Below are 16,980 nucleotides of genomic sequence, written 5' to 3'. Positions count from 1 at the left end.
GCCGCAGGACCTCTGCGGCGGGCGACGCGGTCAGCAGGTGCTCAGGAGCCGGTCCAGGACGCGCGTGCCGAACCGCAGCGCGTCCACCGGGACGCGCTCGTCGACGCCGTGGAACATCCCGGCGAAGTCGAGGTCGGCCGGCAGGCGCAGCGGCGCGAACCCGTACCCGGTGATGCCGAGCCGCGACAGCGACTTGTTGTCGGTGCCGCCCGACAGCATGTACGGCAGGACGTGCGCGCCCGGGTCCTCGGCGGTGACGGCGGCGACCATGGCGTCGACGAGCGCCCCCTCGAACGGCACCTCGAGGCCCGTGTCACGCACGATGTCCTCGACGCGCACGTGCGGCCCGGCGAGCGCCGCGACCTGCGCGTCGAACTCCTCGGACAGGCCGGGCAGGAACCGGCCGTCGACCGCCGCGGTCGCCGAGCCGGGGACGACGTTCTCCTTGTAGCCGGCGGCGAGCCGCGTCGGGTTGGTGGAGTGCCGCAGCGTCGCACCGACGAACTTCGCCGCCGGCCCCAGGGCGTCGACCAGCGCGTCGAGCGACGCGGGGTCCTCGGGGTCGAAGCGCAGCCCGGTGAGCTCGGCGACCCCCTCCAGCAGGGCGCGGACCGTCGGCGTGAGCTGCACGGGCCACGGGTGCCACCCGATGCGCGCGACGGCCTCGGCGAGGTGCACGACCGCGTTGTCGGTGTGCACCTGGCTGCCGTGCCCGGCCCGCCCGGACGCGACGAGGCGCAGCCAGCCCAGCCCCTTCTCGGCGGTCTGCAGCAGGTAGACGCGCTGCCCGGCGACGTCCACGGAGAAGCCGCCGACCTCGCTGATGGCCTCGGTGGCGCCGGCGAACAGCTCGGGCCGGTGGTCGACCGCCCAGCCGGCGCCGAGCCGCCCGCCGGCCTCCTCGTCGGCGAACATGGCCACGACGAGGTCACGCGCCGGACGACGTCCCTCGCGGACCATCTGCCGCACGACGGCCAGCACCATCGCGTCCATGTCCTTCATGTCGACGGCGCCGCGGCCCCACACGAGGCCGTCGCGGACCTCGGCGGCGAACGGGTCGACGCTCCAGTCCGGGGCGTGCGCCGGCACGACGTCGAGGTGGCCGTGGACGACGAGCGCGGGGCGGCTGCTGTCGGCGCCCTCGACGCGGACGACGACGCTCGCGCGGCCGGGCTCGCTCTCGAACAGCTCGGGCTCGAGGCCGACGTCCTGCAGCAGGCCGACGACGTACTCGGCGGCGGCACGCTCCCCCGGCCCGGTGCCGTCACCGGGGTTGGAGGTGTCGAAGCGGATGAGCTCGCGGCAGAGGTCGACGACCTCGTCCTCGGCGGTGGGCGTGGCGCCGGGCGTCCCGGCGTCGGCGGCCGTCACCGGGCGTCCGTCCGGTCGAGGCCGCGGCGGGCGAGCAGCGGCTCGATGCGCGGGTCGCGGCCGCGCAGGTCGCGGAAGGCCTGCAAGGGGTCGATCGACCCGCCCCGGCCGAGGAGCCGGGCACGGAACCTGTCGCCGTTCTCCCGGCGCAGGCCGCCGTTCTCGGCGAACCACTCGACGGTGTCGGCGTCGAGCACCTCCGACCAGATGTACGCGTAGTAGCCGGCCGAGTAGCCGCTGCCGAACACGTGGTTGAAGTACGTCGTGCGGTAGCGCGGCGGGACGGGCGCGAACGCGACCCCCGCGGCCGCCAGCGCGGCCGCCTCGAACGCCTCGACCTCCGCGGGGTCGGTCGGGACGTCCTCGGGCGCGAGGCGGTACCAGGCCTGGTCGAGCAGCGCCGCGGCGAGGTACTCCGTCGTCGCGAACCCCTCGCCGTCCTGGCGGGCGTCGAGCAGGGTGCGGACCCACTCGGCCGGCATGGGCTCGCCGGTCTCGTGGTGGACGGCGTAGGACGCGAGGACCTCCGGGTCCCACGCCCACATCTCGTTGACCTGCGACGGGTACTCGACGAAGTCGCGCGGCACGTTCGTGCCCGCCTGCGAGGGGTACCGCACGCGCGCCAGGAGGCCGTGCAGCGCGTGCCCGAACTCGTGGAACAGCGTGATGACCTCGTCCCACGTGAGCAGCGTCGGCTGCCCGGCCGGGGGCTTCGGCACGTTGAGGTTGTTCACGACCACGGGCAGCTCGCCCCGCAGCTCGGACTGGTCGACGAACGAGTTCATCCACGCCCCGCCGCGCTTGGACGGGCGCGTCCAGAAGTCGCCGAGGAACAGGCCCGTGCCGGACCCGTCGGCGTCGAAGACCTCGAACACGCGCACGTCCGGGTGGTACCCGACGAGGTCGTGCCGCTCGGCGAACGTGAGCCCGTACAGGCGGTTCGCGGCGACGAACACGCCCTCGGTGAGCACGCGGTCGAGCTCGAGGTACGGACGCAGCGCCGACTCGTCGAGCTGCCGCTTCTCCTGGCGCACGCGGTCGGCGTAGTAGGCCCAGTCCCACGCCTCGAGGACGGCGTCCGGGTGGTCCGCGCGCAGCACGACCTCGAGCTCGGCGGCCTCCGCGCGGGCGTTCGCGACGGCGGCCGGCGCGAGCCGCGCGAGCATGTCGGCGACCGCCTGCGCCGATCCGGCGGTGGCGTCCTCGGCCACGTACGCGGCGTGGTGCTCGTACCCGAGCAGCCGGGCGCGCTCGGCGCGCAGCCGCACGAGCGCGAGCAGCGTCTCGCGCGTGTCGTTCTCGTCGCCCGTCGCGCCGCGGGTGACGGACGCGCGGTGGATGCGCTCGCGCAGCCCGCGGTCGCGCAGCGACGCGAGCACCGACTGCTGCGTCGGCAGCTGCAGCTCGAGCAGCCACGCGCCCTCGTGGCCGCGCTCCGCGGCCGCCTGCGCCGCGGCGTCGCGCGCGTCCTGCGGCATGCCGTCGAGCTCGGCGTCGTCGGTCACCAGCACGGCGGCCGCGTTGGCGCCGGCGAGGAGCTTGCGCCCGAACGCGGCGTCCAGCGACGTGATCTCGGCGTTGATCGCGCGCAGCCGGTCCTGGTCGGCCTCGGGGAGGCCGACCCCGGCACGCGCGAACGCGCGGCGGGTGCGGTGCAGCAGCCACGCGGTGTCCGGCTCGAGCTCCGTGCCCTCGAGCGACGCGGCGAGCGCCTCGACGCGTGCGTGCAGGCGCGCGTCGAGCCAGATGGCGTCCTGGTGCGCGGCGTACAGCGGGGCGAGCTCCTCCTCGATCGCCTGCAGCCCGGGCGTCGAGTCGGAGCCCGCCTGGTTGTAGAACGCCGACGCGACGCGGTGCAGCAGGTGCCCGGAGCGCTCGAGCGGGACGAGCGTGTTCTCGACCGTCGGCGCGGCCGGGTCGGTGGCGACGGCCTCGACCTCGCGCCGCTGCTCCGCCATGCCGGCGAGCAGCGCGGGCAGGTAGTGCTCCTCGCGCACCTCGCGGAAGTCCGGCAGCCCGTACGGCAGCGCGGACGGACGGGCGAACGGGTTGGTCGGGTCGAGGGCGGTCGCGTCGGGTTCGGAGGTCATGCGCCCATCGTCACAGATGCCGAGCGCCCGACGCGCGCGTCCGCGAGCGCGCCGAGCGGCGTCGCGTGCAGGCCGTGCGCGTCGGCCACCGCCGCGCTGTGCAGGCGCCCGGCGTGCGTCGTCAGGCCGGCGGCCAGGCCGGGGTCGTCGGCGACGGCGGCGCGCCAGCCGCGGTCCGCGAGGGTCGCCAGGTACGGCAGCGTGACGTTGGTGAGCGCACGGGTCGACGTGACGGGCACGGCGCCCGGCATGTTGGCGACGCAGTAGAAGACCGAGCGGTGGACGAGGTACGTGGGGTCGTCGTGGGTGGTGGGGCGCGTGTCCTCGAAGCAGCCGCCCTGGTCGACGGCGACGTCGACGAGCACGGACCCGGGCTGCATGGCGGCGACGAGGTCGCTGCCGACGAGCCGGGGCGCGCGGGCGCCGGGCAGCAGCACGGCACCGACGACGAGGTCGGCGTCCAGCAGCTCGCGCTCGAGCGTCCACGCGGACGACGCGAGGGTGCGCACGCGGCCGCCGAACCGGGCGTCGAGCTCGCGCAGCCGCGGTGCGGAGAGGTCGAGGACCGTGACGTCGGCGCGCATGCCGACGGCGATCTCGGCGGCGTGCGTGCCGACGACGCCGCCCCCGAGGACGACGACCTTGCCGGGCGGGGTGCCCGGCACGCCGCCGAGGAGCACGCCGCGGCCCCCGCCCTCGCCCTGCATGAGGTGGTACGCGCCGACCTGCGTGGCGAGGCGCCCGGCGACCTCGCTCATGGGTGCGAGCAGCGGGAGGGAGCCGTCGGGGGCGCGCACCGTCTCGTAGGCGATCGACGTGGTGCCCGCCGCGAGGAGCGCGTCGGTGGCGGGCCGGTCGGCGGCGAGGTGCAGGTAGGTGAACAGGACGAGGTCGTCGCGCAGGTGGTGGTACTCGGCCGCGACGGGCTCCTTGACCTTGCACACGAGGTCGGCCGACCACGCCTCGGCGGCCGTGGGCACGACGTGCGCGCCGGCGCGGACGTAGTCGGCGTCGTCGAGGCGCGAGCCCGCGCCGGCGCCGGTCTCGACGAGCACCTCGTGCCCGGCGCGCACGAGCCGGTCGACGCCGGCGGGGGTGACCGCCACCCGGTGCTCGCGGTTCTTGACCTCGCGGGGGATGCCGACGCGCATGGTGGGGCTCCTCTGTCGTGCCGGGCGGCGCGGGTGGCGCCGCGGTCGTCGGCGGCCGTCTCGGTGTGACGCCGCTCACGTCCCATTCTGAACGTCCTGTGTTGCGGGACGGTGACGACCGGATGCCGTTCGGTAACATCGGCCTATGGACGACGAGGATTCGCCGCGCGTGGCCCCGGGACGGGGTGCTCGCCGAACCGCGTTCGGCGCCGGCGCGCCGCCGCTCGACGACGTCGACCGCCTGCTGCTGCGCGAGCTCGAGCGCGACGGCCGCCTGTCGAACAAGGACCTCGCCGCGCGTGCCGGCCTCGCACCCTCGACCGTCCACGGGCGGGTCGCGGCGCTGCGGCGCGCCGGCGTCCTGCGCGGCTTCCACGCGGACGTCGACCCGGGCGCGGTGGGCCGCGGGCTGCAGGCGATCATCGCCGTGCGGCTGCAGGCGGCCGCACGGGCGCGCCTCGGCGCGTTCGCGCACACCCTGGCCGGCCGGCCCGAGGTGCGCGACGTGTACCTGCTCGGCGGCGCCGAGGACGTGCTCGTGCACGTCGCGGTGCAGGACTCCCCCGCCCTGCGCGCGTTCGTCGTGGAGCACCTGAGCACCCGCCCGGAGGTCGCGCACACGCAGACCAGCCTGGTGTTCGAGCACCTGCACGCCCCGACGACGGCGGTGTGAGGTGGCACCGGACGAGCGCACGGGCGGGCGGGTGCACCGCAAGGCCCGGGCCGACGCGCCGGCCGGCTTCTTCGCGTGCGAGGCCGCCGGTCTGCGGTGGCTGCGCGTGCCCGGGGGCGCCCCGGTCGTCGAGGTGCTCGACGTCGCCGACGACCACCTCGACCTCGCCCGGCTGACGCCCGTGCCGCCCGACCGCGCCGCGGCGCACGCGTTCGGCGCCGCGCTCGCGCGCACGCACGACGCAGGGGCGGCCGCGTTCGGCGCGCCGCCGGACGGCTGGTCCGGCGACGGCTTCGTCGGGCCGCTCGCCGACCCGCTGCCGATGCGGGCCGGCACGTACACGTCGTGGGGCGCCTTCCACGCCGACTGCCGCATCGAACCCGTCGCGGAGGCCCTGCGCGCGGCCGGACGCACCGGCGCGGCGGACGACGCGGCGTTCGCCCGGGTCGCGCTGCGCCTGCGCGCCGGCACGTGGGACGACGACGACGCGCCGGCGCGCCTGCACGGCGACCTGTGGTCCGGCAACGTCGTCTGGACGGCGGACGGTGCGACGCTCATCGACCCCGCGGCGCACGGCGGGCACCGCGAGACCGACCTGGCGATGCTCGCGCTGTTCGGGCTGCCGCACCTCGACGCGGTGGTCGACGGCTACGCGGAGGTGCACCCGCTCGCGCGCGGGTGGCGGCACCGCACGGGCCTGCACCAGCTCTTCCCGGTGGCGCTGCACGCGCTGCTGTTCGGCGGCGGGTACGTCGCGCAGGCGTGCGCGCTCGCGCGGCGGTGGGCGCGGGCCTGACCGTGGGCGCGGGCCTGACCGGCCGGGCCCGACCGACCGGGCCCGACGGACGGACCCGCCGGACCCGTGGGTGCTGCTCCTCAGGCACCGCTCAGGGTGCGGGGTTACCGTCGAAGAGGTTCCGGACGGCACCCCCGGCCGTCCGGGACACCCGCCGAGGAGGTCCCCCCATCCGTCGTCCCATCGTGCTCGTGCACGGCACCCGCACGTCGTCGGCCATCTGGCACGCCCAGGTCGCGGCGCTGCGCCACGGCGGCCACCCGACGCACGCCATCGACCTGCCCGGGCACGGCAGCCGCAGCGGCGAGCGGTTCACGCTCGAGGGTGCCCTCGCCGCGATCGACGAGGCCGTCGACGCGTGCCCGGTGCCGCCGCTGCTCGTCGGCCTGTCGCTCGGCGGGTACGCGTCGCTCGCGTACGCGCGCCGGCACGAGGCGAAGCTCGCCGGCGTCGTCCTGGCCGGCTGCTCGACCGAGATCAAGGGCAAGCCGCTGCACCTGTACCGGCACGCGTCCACGCACGTGACGCGCTGGCTCGGGCGCGGGCAGGGCACGTGGCACGTCGTCGCGGACATGCTCGCGGCGCTCGCCGGCTACTCGCCGCTGCGGGACCTGCGCCGGCTGCTCCTGCCGGTCTGGGTGGTCAACGGCCGCCGCGACCCCCTGCGCCTCGACGAGCGCCGCTACCTGCGGGCGCTGCCCGGCGTGCGGCTCACCGTCGTGCCGCGCGCCGGCCACGACGTCAACAGCCACGCCCCGGCCGCGTTCAACCGCGTCCTGCTCGACGCGCTGCACGAGCTGGCCGCGCACGTGCCGACGCGCGCGCACGCCTGAGTCGTCGCGCCGGAGCCGTCGGGCCGGAGCCGTCGGTCCGGGGCCGTCGCCGGAGGCCGGGTGCGCCCGCGCCGCGCCCGCTACTGTCGCCGGGACGACGGAGGGAGCGGCCGGTGGAGCGCATCGCGGTGCTGTCCGACGTGCACGGCAACATGACCGCCTTCGACACGGTGCTGCGCGACCTCGACGCCCGGGGCATCACCACGGTCGTCAACCTCGGCGACGTGGTCGGCAAGGGACCGCGCGGGCACGCCGCCGTGGCCCGCAGCCGCGAGCGCTGCGCCGTCACCGTGCGCGGCAACTGGGACGACTTCCTGCCGCGGCCGCAGACCGTCCGCGACGAGGCGCTGACCTGGTGGTACGACGAGCTCACGCCCGACGACCACGCGTGGCTGCTCGGTCTGCCGCTGGTGCACCACCTGGACCTCAGCGGGCGGCGGATCCGGCTGCTGCACGCGTCGGCGCGCAGCCTGCACGTGCGCGTGCACTTCCACCACACCGACGACGAGTTCGCCGGCATGTTCGCCACGACCGACCTCACGGGTGACGGCCCGGAGCCGACCATGGTGGGCTACGGCGACGTGCACGACACGTACGTCGAGACGCAGGACGGGCGGACGCTGTTCAACGTCGGCAGCGTCGGCAACCCCCTCGACGAGCCCACCGCGTCGTACGTGGTGCTCGAGGGCGAGCCGGGCGGCGACCGGTCCGCGCCGTTCTCGCTGCAGGTGGTGCGCGTGCCGTACGACGTCGAGGCGGAGATCGCCGTGGCGCGCGACCTCGGCATGCCGCAGCTGGAGGCGTACGCGGTCGAGCTGCGCACGGCCGTGTACCGCGGCCTGCACGCCGAGCGCGGGCTGCGCGCCGACGACGTCGTGCGCGACCGGGTCTGACTCAGCGCGGGGTCGCGCCGAGGAACGTCCGCAGCGCGGAGACGAACGCCTCCGGCTGCTCCGAGTGCACCCAGTGCCCGGCGCCCTTGAGGGTGACGAGCGTCGTGCGCGGGAACAGCCGGCGCATCGCCGGGCCGTGCTCCGGGCGCACGTAGTCGGACCGGTCCCCCGCCACCCACAGGACGGGGTGGTCGAAGACGGCGTCGCCGACGTCGGGGAAGCCGCCGATCACGGGCAGGTCGCGCCGCAGCAGGTCGAGGTTCGCCTGCCAGCGGAACCCCTCGCCGTCGGCGCGCAGGTTCTGCAGCAGGAAGCCCCGCACGCGCGCGTCGTCCACGCGCTCCGCGAGGCGCTCGTCGGCCTCGCCGCGACGCGTCAGCGTGGCGAGGTCGATCGCCGCGAGGCTGTCGAGCAGGTGCGCGAACTCGCCGAGGGACCCGCCCGCCGCGGGGGCGATGTCGGCGACGACGAGCCGGTCGACCAGGTCGGGGTGGCGCAGCGCGAGCACCATCGCCACCTTGCCGCCCATGGAGTGCCCCACGACGTGCACGGGGCCGTCCGCCGCGAACCCCGCGCGCACGTGGGCCGCGACGAGGTCCGCCGTGGCCGTGTAGTCGAACGCGTCCGTCCACGCCGAGCGGCCGTGGTTCGGCAGGTCGACGAGGAGCGAGCGGAAGTCCGGCAGCAGCGCCTTCGCGATCCCCGTGAAGTTGCGCCCCTGCCCGAACAGGCCGTGCAGGAACACGACGCGCGCGCCCTCCTCCCCCACGGTGGTGGCGCTGACGGTGCCGGGCGCGCTGGTGCTCACGGGCACCGAGCCTAGGCGGCGGCGCTGCCGACGGCGGATCCGCCCTCGGCAGCGCGGTCCCCGTCGCCCCCCGCGCCCGGCGCAGGGTGGGTCCATGAGCACGCAGACACCCACCCGCCCCTACGACGACGAGCTGCTCGCCCGGCTCGCGTACGAACGCATCGTCGTCCTGAGCACGGCGCTCGACGAGGGCACCGGCCACCGCATCGCGGCGCAGCTGCTCCTGCTCGCCGCCGAGGACCCGCGCACCGACGTCACGCTGTGGATCAGCTCGCCCGGCGGCTCGGTCCCGGCGATGCTCGAGATCCACGACGTCATGCGCCTCATCCCCAACGACGTCCGCACCGTGGCCGGCGGCATGGCCGCGAGCGCGGGCCAGTTCCTGCTGTCGGCCGGCACGCCCGGCAAGCGGTTCGCGCTGCCGCACGCGCGCGTCCTGCTGCACCAGGGCTCGGCCGGCATCGGCGGGACGGCCGTGGACGTCGAGCTGCAGGCCGACGACCTGCGGCACACGCGGGACACCGTGCTGGGCCTCGTCGCGGAGCACACGGGCCAGCCGGTGGAGCGGATCCGCGCGGACTCGCTGCGGGACCGCTGGTTCACCGCCGAGGAGGCGCGCGCGTACGGGTTCGTGGACGCCGTCGTCGGGTCCCTGGCCGACGTGCGTCCCACCGCCGGTGCCGCGCCGCGCGTGGGGGTCCGGCCGTGAGCACGTACACGGTGCCCTACGTGACGGAGCGGCGGGCGGGCGTCGAGCGCACCATGGACGTCTTCAGCCGGCTGCTGTCCGAGCGGATCGTCTACCTCGGCACGGAGATCGACGACGGCGTGGCGAACGTGCTGGTCGCGCAGCTGCTGCACCTGGAGTCGGAGAGCGACCTGCCCGTGCAGCTGTACATCAACTCCCCCGTCGGGTCGCCGTCCGCGATGCTCGCGGTCTACGACGCGATGCAGTACGTGCGCGCGCCGGTCGCCACGACCTGCGTCGGGCAGGCCGCCGGGCCGGCGGCGGTGCTGCTCGCGGGCGGCGCGCCCGGCCGGCGGGCCGTCCTCGCGCACGGTCGCGTCGTGCTGCACCAGCCGGCGACGCGGGGGCAGGGCACGATCCCGGACCTCATCCTCGCCGCGGACGAGGTCGTGCGGGTGCGGGCCGAGCTGGAGGAGGTCCTGGCCCGGCACACCCGCAAGGACGTCGCCGCGCTGCGGCACGACACCGACCGCGACCTCGTCCTGACGGCGCCGCAGGCGGTGGCGTACGGGCTGGCGGACGAGGTGCTCACCGCCCGGCCGCGGTGAGCGCGGCCGCCGCCGGCACCCGCGACGGCCCGCGTGGTGCCGGCCGGCGGGCCGGCACGCGTCGGCAGGCCGGCACGCGTCGGCGGGCCGGCACGCGTCGGCGGGCCGGCACGCGTCAGCGGGCGAAGTACCCGCTGACGTCGACGACCGCGTGGACGTCGGACGAGTGCGGGTAGAGCGACACGACCCCGTCGGTGCCGACCGGCACGACCGCGAGGTTCGCCTCGTCGCGCCCCGGCACGAGGTTGAGCGTCGACACGAGCGGCAGCGTCCGCGGCGTCGTCCGCGGGAACACGCGCACGTGCGTCCCCGCGCGCGGGTGGACGCCCGTCACGTTGAGCACGGCGGCGACCGCCTCCGCGGGGACGCCGGCCCGGCCCGTGACCTGCAGGTCGCTCACCGTGCCGGCGCGCAGCTGCCCGCCCAGCCCCGTGCCGGTGCGGGAGTCCGCCAGCCGCTGCGGCGCGAGCGGCACGAAGCCGTGGCGGCCCTCCGCCGCGTAGTAGCCGGCGACGTCGGCGAGCAGGTCGGCCGACCCCTCGTGCAGGTACAGGCGCACCCGTCCCCCGTCGCCCACGGGCACGGTCACGAGGTTCGGCTGGTCCCGGCCGGGCGTCAGGTTGAGGTTGGAGACGAGCGGCGGCTCCTGCGGCTCCGAGGCGGCCGGCGCCGGGTAGACGCGGACGTGCGTGCGCGCGGTCGGGTTCGCGGCCGTCACGTTGAGCACGACGGCGAGGGCGTCGGCGGGCACCCCGGCCGCGCCGGCGACCCGCACGTCGACCCACCGGCCGCCGGTCACGGGGCCGCGGCGCGTGCCCGTGCCGTCGCGCGTGTCGAGGACGCGCTGCGGGGCGACCGGCTCGAACGCCGCCGCCCCGCCCGGCGCGTACCAGCCGGCGAGGTCCGCGACGAGGCCGGTGTGCGTGCCGTCGACGGCCAGGCTGACGATGCCGCGCTCGCCGAGCCGGACCGTCACGAGGTTCGGCTGGTCCACGCCGGGCGTGACGTTGACGTTGGAGACGGTGGGCACGGGACCGCCCGAGACGTACGGGAACACGCGCACGTTGCCGGGCGCGCGCGGGGCGGCGGCGGTGACGTTGAGCACGACCGCCTCGGTGCCGGCCGGCACGTGCTCCGACAGGTCGAGGCGCACCTGCCCGCCCGGCCCGACGACGCCCGCCGGCTGCGTGCCCAGCCCCGTGCCGTCGCGCGTGTCCAGCACACGGACCGGTGCGACGGGGGTGAAGCGCTGGCCGCCCGCGGCGACGGTGAACCACGACCGCCACGGGACGTCCTGCGGGCGCCCCCGCGCGTCCCGCAGCCCGTCGACGACCAGCTGGTACGTCCGGCCGGGGACGAGGTCCGCGGCGGGGACCACCGTGAGCGTCCGCGCGGCCGCGTCGAGGCGGCGCGTCGCGGCGACGCGCGCGCCCGTGCGGCCGTCGAGCAGCCGGACCGTGGTGGCGTCGACGGACGCCGGGTCGGGGACCGTGTCGAGGGCCACGCGCACCGACGGGCGGACGCCGACACCCGCCGCGTACGGCGCCGGGTCGACGTCGCGGACCCACGCCGCGACGTCGGGAGGCGCCGGGTGGGAGCGCCGCAGGACCGTCGTGCCGCCCGACGTCCCGACGACGAGGTCGACCCCGCCGTCGCCGTCGAGGTCACCGCCGGCGACCGTCTGCGTGCCGGCCTCCCCGCGGTACGGCGCGTACCCGTCGACGGTCTCCGCCGGCCCGAGGGTGCCGTCCGCGCGCTGGTGGTGCACGGTCAGCAACGGCCAGCCGGTCACCGCACCGATCACGTCCGTGCGCCCGTCCCCGTCGTGGTCGGCCAGCACGACCCCGTCGCCGCCCCGGCCGGGGTACCGGCGGGACGTGACGCCGCCCGGTCCGACCGTGGTGACGGCCAGGTCACCGCCCGGCACGTGCGTGACGACGTCCGGACGCCCGTCGCCGGTGACGTCGCCGAGCACCACGTCGTGCGACGGGGTGCCGGTCACGTCGCTGACGGTGACGGCGTCGGCGAACGTGCCGTCCCCCCGCCCCGCGAACAGGTGCCGGTCGTCGACGAGGTCGACGTGCCCGTCGCCCGTCACGTCGCCGAGCGCGACGGCCGCGCCGGCCGTCGGCTGCGAGCCGGGCAGCACGGTGAAGGCGCCGCGACCGTCGTTGAGCGCCACGTGCGCCGCGTACGTCCCGCTGAAGCCGGTCACGGCCACCAGGTCGGCGTCCCCGTCACCGTCCAGGTCGGCCGTGGCCAGGTGCCACGGCTGGTCCGGGAAGGTGACGGCTGCGAGCGGGACCAGGCCGCCGTCGCGCTGGACCGTCGCGCGCACGCCGCGCGCGGCGGTGGTCTCCAGGACGTCCGTGCGCCCGTCGCCGTCGACGTCCGCGAGCGCCACGCCCCCGCCGGCCTCCGCGCTGCCGGGCACGGGCACCGGCGCGCCGAGGGTGCCGTCGCCGTCGCCCGGCAGGACCGTGGTGGCGCGGCCGCGCACGACGACGTCGAGGCGGCCGTCGCCCGTGACGTCGCCCACCGCGAGTCGCCCGCCCACGGGCGCGACCTGCACCTGCTCGTAGGGCGGCGGTGTGCCCGCCGGTCCGACGCTCACCTCGTACGGCTCGTCGCTCGGCCCCCCTGTCGCGGCGACGCCGACCAGCACCGGGCCCGCGGTCGCCACGTGCGCCCACACCCGCCCCAGCCCGTCGGCCCGCGCCAGCACCGTGCCCGTGCCGTCCCGGACCTCGATGCGCGGCTCCAGGTCGTCGATGCCCTCCGTGCGGTACGCGTGCGTGCTCGTGGCGACCGGGTACCAGCCGGGCGCGACGTCGGCGCGGTACCAGTCGACGTCCCCCTCGGGCGCGAGCGTCCCGCCGCCGACCGCGTGCGGCATGGCGGTCGCGCGCGCCGGCGTGTCGTCGGCGCGGCCGTCGCCGGTACCGCGGTCGACCGGCATCGCCGGGGCGACCCGGTCGGCACGCCCCGCGGTCAGCGCGGACGCCGCGTCGAGGACGCCCGCGCCCACGTACGGGTCCCGCCCGCGCGGCCCCGCGTCCCGCGCGGTGGCCACCAGCCGCTCCTCGACCTCCGCGGGGGTCAGCGTCGGCTCCGCCGCGGCGAGCAGCGCGGCCACGCCGCTGACGAACGGCGCCGAGAACGACGTGCCGCTCACCAGCAGGTGCCCGCCCTGCGGCGCCGTCGAGACGATGGCGTCCCCGGGCGCCGCGAGGGTCACCTCGTCGCCCCACGACGAGAACGTCGTCAGCGTGCCGTCGTCGTCGACCGCGGACACCGCCAGGACGCCCGGCAGGCCGGGCGCGTACGCCGCCGGGTACCCCACCCCGGCGTGCGGGTCGTCGCCCGCCGCCACGACCACCACGACGCCCGCCTCCACGGCAGCCCGCACGGCCTCGCGCAGCACCGTGCCGGGCAGCGGCCCGCTCAGGGAGAGGTTGACGACGTCCGCGCCGTTCGCCACCGCCCAGCGGACGCCCTCGGCGACGCGCGAGTCCGGCGCCGTGCCGTCGGGCCCCAGCACGCGCACCGGCAGCACCTGCGCGGCCGGGGCGGCACCCACCGTCCCGTGCCCGTCGCCCGTGCGAGCCGCGACGACGCCCGCCACGAGCGTGCCGTGCCCGTCCGGGTCCGACGCGTCGGCGTCGCCGTCCACGAGGTCGACGCCCGGCAGCACGGCGCTCGCCAGGTCCGTGACGCCGGCCGACGTCACGCCCGTGTCGAGGACCGCGACCCGCGCGCCCGCACCGGTCGTGACGTCCCACGCGCGCGGCAGCCGCACGAGGTCGAGGTACGCCGCCGCGGCGTCCTCCGCGTACGGGTCGGTGGGCCAGGCCGCGGCGCGGCGCACCGGGTCGAGCTCGACCGCGGCCACGCGTGGGTCGGCGGCGAGCTCGGCGACGGCGGCGGCCGCGGTGCCCGGTGCGACGGCGACGCGTCGGAACGCGGTGCCGGCCACGGCGTCGCCCGGGGTGCCGTCAACGCCGGCGAGGGCGGACCGCTGCGCGTCGCCGGACGTCCCCGGTGCGAACCGGACGAGGACGTGGTCCGGGTCGTGGTCGGGGGACGCCTGCCCGGCGTCGGCGGGGGCGGTCTCGTCGGCGGGAGGCACGTACGCCACGAGATCGCCGCGGTCGCCGGCGACGGCGGCCGCCGGTGCGGTGCTGACCGGGGCGGTGCGGGCGAAGGCGCTGCCGGCAGGTGCGCCGCTCGCGGCGGGCGCGGCGCACAGGCCGCCGAGCACGACGGCCACCAGCGCGACGACGGGCCGCGCAGCGGCGGGACGGACGGCGGCAGGACGCACCGGTTCTCCACTCGTTCACGTGCCGGCACGTGCGCGGCGGACGACTGTATCGCCGCAGCCACGACGTCCCGCGGGACCCGTGCGGGTGGCAGCACCCGCGAGGCCGGGTGAAATCGGCGCGCTGCGCGACGACGCGGCTGGTCGGTCCACAGCGGTCCGTCGACGGCGGCTCGGTCGACGGCGGGTCGGTCGGCGACGGCCGGTCGACGACGGCCGGCGGCGACCGTCAGGCGGCGAGGAGCAGGGCGCCGTCCTGGTGCGGTGCGGCGACGAGCCCGGCCGGCGCACCGACGGGTGCGGCGCCGACGGCAGCGGGCGACGACGTCAGCACGAGGACCGGCCGTCCCGACGCGCCGGAGGCCGCCGGTGCGCCGAGGACCTCCGCGATGCCCCGCGCGAGGTCGACGAGCGTCAGGCCGAGCGCCTCCGTCAGCGCCGCCAGCACCTCCGACGACGGCTCCTTGCGTCCCCGCTCGACCTCCGACAGGTACTGCGGGGACAACCGCGCCCGCGCCGCCACGTCGGTGAGCCGCAGGCCCTGGGCCTCCCGCTCGCGGCGCAGCAGCGCGCCGATCGTGCGCCGCCACGCGGTGGGGCGCCGGCGGACCGGGGCGAGGGCGACGGCGTCGTGCGGCATGTCCCGACGCTAGCCCGGCCGCCGTACCCGACGGGAGACGATCTGCCGACAGCAGAACGCGGGCCTCCGGGCCGCCGCCCGGCGCGGTCGACGGGCGACCGGTCGACGTCTCCGGTCAGCCCGCCGTCGCGCGACCGTGCCGGAGGCCGACGAGTGCGGTCGCCGCCGCATCGAGGTCCAGCGCGTTCACCTCCCGCACCCGCGCGAGCGCGTCCGCGGGGACGGCGCGCACGCCCGCCAGGGCGCCGGCCATGCCGGCCGCCATCGACGCCACCGTGTCGGTGTCGCCGCCGGCGCTCGCGCCGAGCACCGCGGCGCGCCACGGGTCGCCGGCCGCCCGCACCAGGCAGGCGACGGCGGCCGGCACCGACTCGACGGCGGCCACCGACGTGCCGACGTCCGCCGCGAGCCGCCGCAGGAAGTCGGCGTCGTCGCCGGCGGTCGACGCGACCCGCAGGGCGGCACGGACGGCCTCGGTCACGGACGTCCCCGCAGCCGGCGCCCCGCGGCGGGCGGCGAGCGCCGCGACGTCGAGACCGCGCGCGACGTGCGGCAGCGGGTCGACGGCGCCCGCGTCCGCTGCCGGTGCGTCGAGCGCCGAGCTGACGACCGCGGCCACCAGCGCCGCCGCCGCGAGCGCCTCGGCGGTGTGGTGCGACATGACGCACGTCTCCTCGACGGCGTCGACCAGCGCGACCGGGTCGTCGACCGGCACGACGATGCCGACGGGCGCGACGCGCATCGCGGCGCCGTTCGTGCGGCCGGTGCCGCCGGTCGTGCGCGGGTCCGCGCCCGCGCGCAGCAGGGCGAGGGCGTGCGCGGTGCTCGGCCCGATGACGGCGTCCCCACGCGGCCCGGCGGCGTCGACCCACGCCAGCAGGTGCCGCACCACGACGTCGGCGCGCGGCCGCCCGCCGGTCTCGACGAGCACGTCCACCAGCATGAGCGTCTGCTCGGTGTCGTCGGTGACCCTGCCGGCGGGCATGCCGCGTCCCGTCCCGGGCAGCAGCCGGTCGACCGTGCCGTGCTCGGCCGCGACCCGCTCGCGCGTCCACCCCTCGACGGGCATGCCCAGCGCGTCGCCCAGGGCCACGCCGGCGAGGCACCCGAGGGCACGCTCGTGCAGGAGGTCGCCGCCGCGCGCGTCGTCGGACGCCGCGTGCACCGGGTCGGGCGTCACCGGGTCGGGCGTCACCGGGCGCGTCCCCGGGCCCGGCCCCTCGGTGCCGGGCGGTCGTCCTCCCGCGTCCCCGGGTCGTCGGGCGCCCACCCGGCCCACGAGCCGGCGACGACCGCGCCGGCGAGCGCGGCCCCCGCGACCACGTCCGAGGGGTGGTGGACGCCCAGCAGCACGCGGTCCGCGGCGGTCAGCACGACGACGAGCGCGGCCGCCGCGGGCACCGCCACCCGCGCCCGCCGGCCGAGCAGCGGCCACCCGACCACGGTCAGCACGGCGCCGGCGGCCACCGCCCCGGCGGCGTGCCCCGACGGGAAGCTGAAGCCCGAGGCGTGCGCGAGCGGGTCCTCCAGCACCGGGCGCGCCCGCTGCACCAGCAGCTTCACCGCCGTCGACGTCCCCCACGACGCGAGGAGCGTCAGCACGCCCCACAGCGCGCGCGACGGCAGGCCGCGCCGCCGCGCCACCCACAGGCACACGCCGGCACCGGCGAGCACGAGCCACCCGGGCTGCGTCACCTCCTGCCACACCACCAGCGCGTCGTGCAGCACCGGCGCGGACCGCGTGACGTCCGTCGCCGCCGCGACGGCCCGCTCGTCGAGCACGTGCAGGGCGGACGACCCGGTGCGGACCACGAGCGCCAGCGCCGCGACCGGCAGGGCGAGGACGGCGCACACGCCGGCCGCACGCGACACCCGACGACGGGGGCGCCGTGACGGCAGACGTGGAGCGGTGGCCGGCGGGGGCGCCGAGCCACGGGGCTGCGCCGAGCCACGGGGCTGCGCCGCGCCACGGGGCTGCGCCGAGTCGAAGGGCTGCGCCGCACCGAGGGGCTGCGCCGCGCCGAACCGGTCCATGGCGAGCAGGCTAGGCCGACCGCGGCGCCGCGGCCCGGCCGGGAACGACGACGGCCCCCGACCAGCAGGTCGGGGGC

General features: G+C 77.6%; 14 protein-coding genes. 6 read left to right on the top strand and 8 right to left on the bottom strand.

The genetic code is table 11. From position 1 onward, the window contains the following. Positions 1-30: 30 nt before the first annotated feature. Genes ACFUMH_RS14110 through ald form a run of 3 tightly spaced genes read right to left on the bottom strand, consistent with a single transcriptional unit; the run spans position 31 to position 4,612 of the window. A complete protein-coding gene (locus ACFUMH_RS14110; RefSeq protein ID WP_378206646.1) occupies positions 31-1,371 on the bottom strand; it encodes a M20/M25/M40 family metallo-hydrolase in 1,341 nt (446 codons plus the stop codon). After that, positions 1,368-3,461 carry a M3 family metallopeptidase gene (locus ACFUMH_RS14105; protein ID WP_378206643.1) on the bottom strand — a complete coding sequence of 698 codons (2,094 nt, stop codon included), beginning with the start codon at positions 3,459-3,461 and terminating at the stop codon, positions 1,368-1,370. The genes ACFUMH_RS14110 and ACFUMH_RS14105 overlap by 4 nt, the downstream gene beginning before the upstream one ends. Next, positions 3,458-4,612, bottom strand: coding sequence for an alanine dehydrogenase (ald, locus tag ACFUMH_RS14100; RefSeq protein WP_378206640.1), 1,155 nt, complete (start codon positions 4,610-4,612; stop codon positions 3,458-3,460). The genes ACFUMH_RS14105 and ald overlap by 4 nt, the downstream gene beginning before the upstream one ends. Positions 4,613-4,757: 145 nt before the next feature. Between ald and ACFUMH_RS14095 the strand changes: the two genes are divergently transcribed. From ACFUMH_RS14095 to ACFUMH_RS14080, 4 genes are all read left to right on the top strand, one after another. Then, entirely contained in the window at positions 4,758-5,285 is a 528-nt protein-coding gene (locus ACFUMH_RS14095) for an Lrp/AsnC family transcriptional regulator (RefSeq protein ID WP_378206637.1), read from the top strand. 1 nt (position 5,286) lies between these two features. After that, positions 5,287-6,081 carry a fructosamine kinase family protein gene (locus tag ACFUMH_RS14090; RefSeq protein WP_378206635.1) on the top strand — a complete coding sequence of 265 codons (795 nt, stop codon included), beginning with the start codon at positions 5,287-5,289 and terminating at the stop codon, positions 6,079-6,081. 185 nt (positions 6,082-6,266) lie between these two features. Continuing rightward, positions 6,267-6,914, top strand: a complete 648-nt coding sequence (locus ACFUMH_RS14085; RefSeq protein WP_378206633.1) for an alpha/beta fold hydrolase — start codon at positions 6,267-6,269, stop codon at positions 6,912-6,914. Positions 6,915-7,027: 113 nt separating this feature from the next. Further along, positions 7,028-7,807 (top strand): metallophosphoesterase family protein, encoded by a 780-nt coding sequence (locus tag ACFUMH_RS14080; protein ID WP_378206630.1) that lies wholly within the window; start codon positions 7,028-7,030, stop codon positions 7,805-7,807. A gap of 1 nt (position 7,808) precedes the next feature. On the opposite strand, the gene ACFUMH_RS14075 is transcribed toward ACFUMH_RS14080, so the two are convergent. After that, positions 7,809-8,615, bottom strand: a complete 807-nt coding sequence (locus tag ACFUMH_RS14075; protein WP_378206628.1) for an alpha/beta fold hydrolase — start codon at positions 8,613-8,615, stop codon at positions 7,809-7,811. A 94-nt stretch (positions 8,616-8,709) separates the two neighbouring features. Here ACFUMH_RS14075 and ACFUMH_RS14070 point away from each other — a divergent pair, with 94 nt between their 5' ends. Together ACFUMH_RS14070 and ACFUMH_RS14065 are read left to right on the top strand one after the other, a co-directional pair. Next, positions 8,710-9,324 (top strand): ClpP family protease, encoded by a 615-nt coding sequence (locus ACFUMH_RS14070; protein ID WP_378206623.1) that lies wholly within the window; start codon positions 8,710-8,712, stop codon positions 9,322-9,324. Beyond that, complete coding sequence (locus ACFUMH_RS14065) at positions 9,321-9,911, top strand: ClpP family protease (protein WP_378206620.1); 591 nt, start codon at positions 9,321-9,323, stop codon at positions 9,909-9,911. Before ACFUMH_RS14070 ends, ACFUMH_RS14065 begins: the two co-directional genes overlap by 4 nt. A 115-nt stretch (positions 9,912-10,026) precedes the next feature. Here ACFUMH_RS14065 and ACFUMH_RS14060 read toward each other — a convergent pair whose 3' ends face one another. From ACFUMH_RS14060 to ACFUMH_RS14045, 4 genes are all read right to left on the bottom strand, one after another. Further along, positions 10,027-14,232, bottom strand: coding sequence for a S8 family serine peptidase (locus tag ACFUMH_RS14060; RefSeq protein WP_378206617.1), 4,206 nt, complete (start codon positions 14,230-14,232; stop codon positions 10,027-10,029). A gap of 226 nt (positions 14,233-14,458) precedes the next feature. After that, on the bottom strand, positions 14,459-14,869 hold the full coding sequence (locus tag ACFUMH_RS14055) for a helix-turn-helix domain-containing protein (RefSeq protein ID WP_378206614.1): 411 nt from the start codon (positions 14,867-14,869) through the stop codon (positions 14,459-14,461). Positions 14,870-14,984: 115 nt separating this feature from the next. Further along, positions 14,985-16,064, bottom strand: coding sequence for an ADP-ribosylglycohydrolase family protein (locus ACFUMH_RS14050; protein ID WP_378206611.1), 1,080 nt, complete (start codon positions 16,062-16,064; stop codon positions 14,985-14,987). Further along, positions 16,061-16,741, bottom strand: a complete 681-nt coding sequence (locus tag ACFUMH_RS14045) for a phosphatase PAP2 family protein (protein WP_378206608.1) — start codon at positions 16,739-16,741, stop codon at positions 16,061-16,063. Before ACFUMH_RS14045 ends, ACFUMH_RS14050 begins: the two co-directional genes overlap by 4 nt. Positions 16,742-16,980 lie beyond the last annotated feature (239 nt).

The organism is Cellulomonas sp. NPDC057328, assembly GCF_042667215.1.
In the GTDB taxonomy this organism is placed as follows: Bacteria; Actinomycetota; Actinomycetes; order Actinomycetales; family Cellulomonadaceae; genus Cellulomonas.
This window is presented reverse-complemented; position numbering and strand designations above follow the sequence as displayed.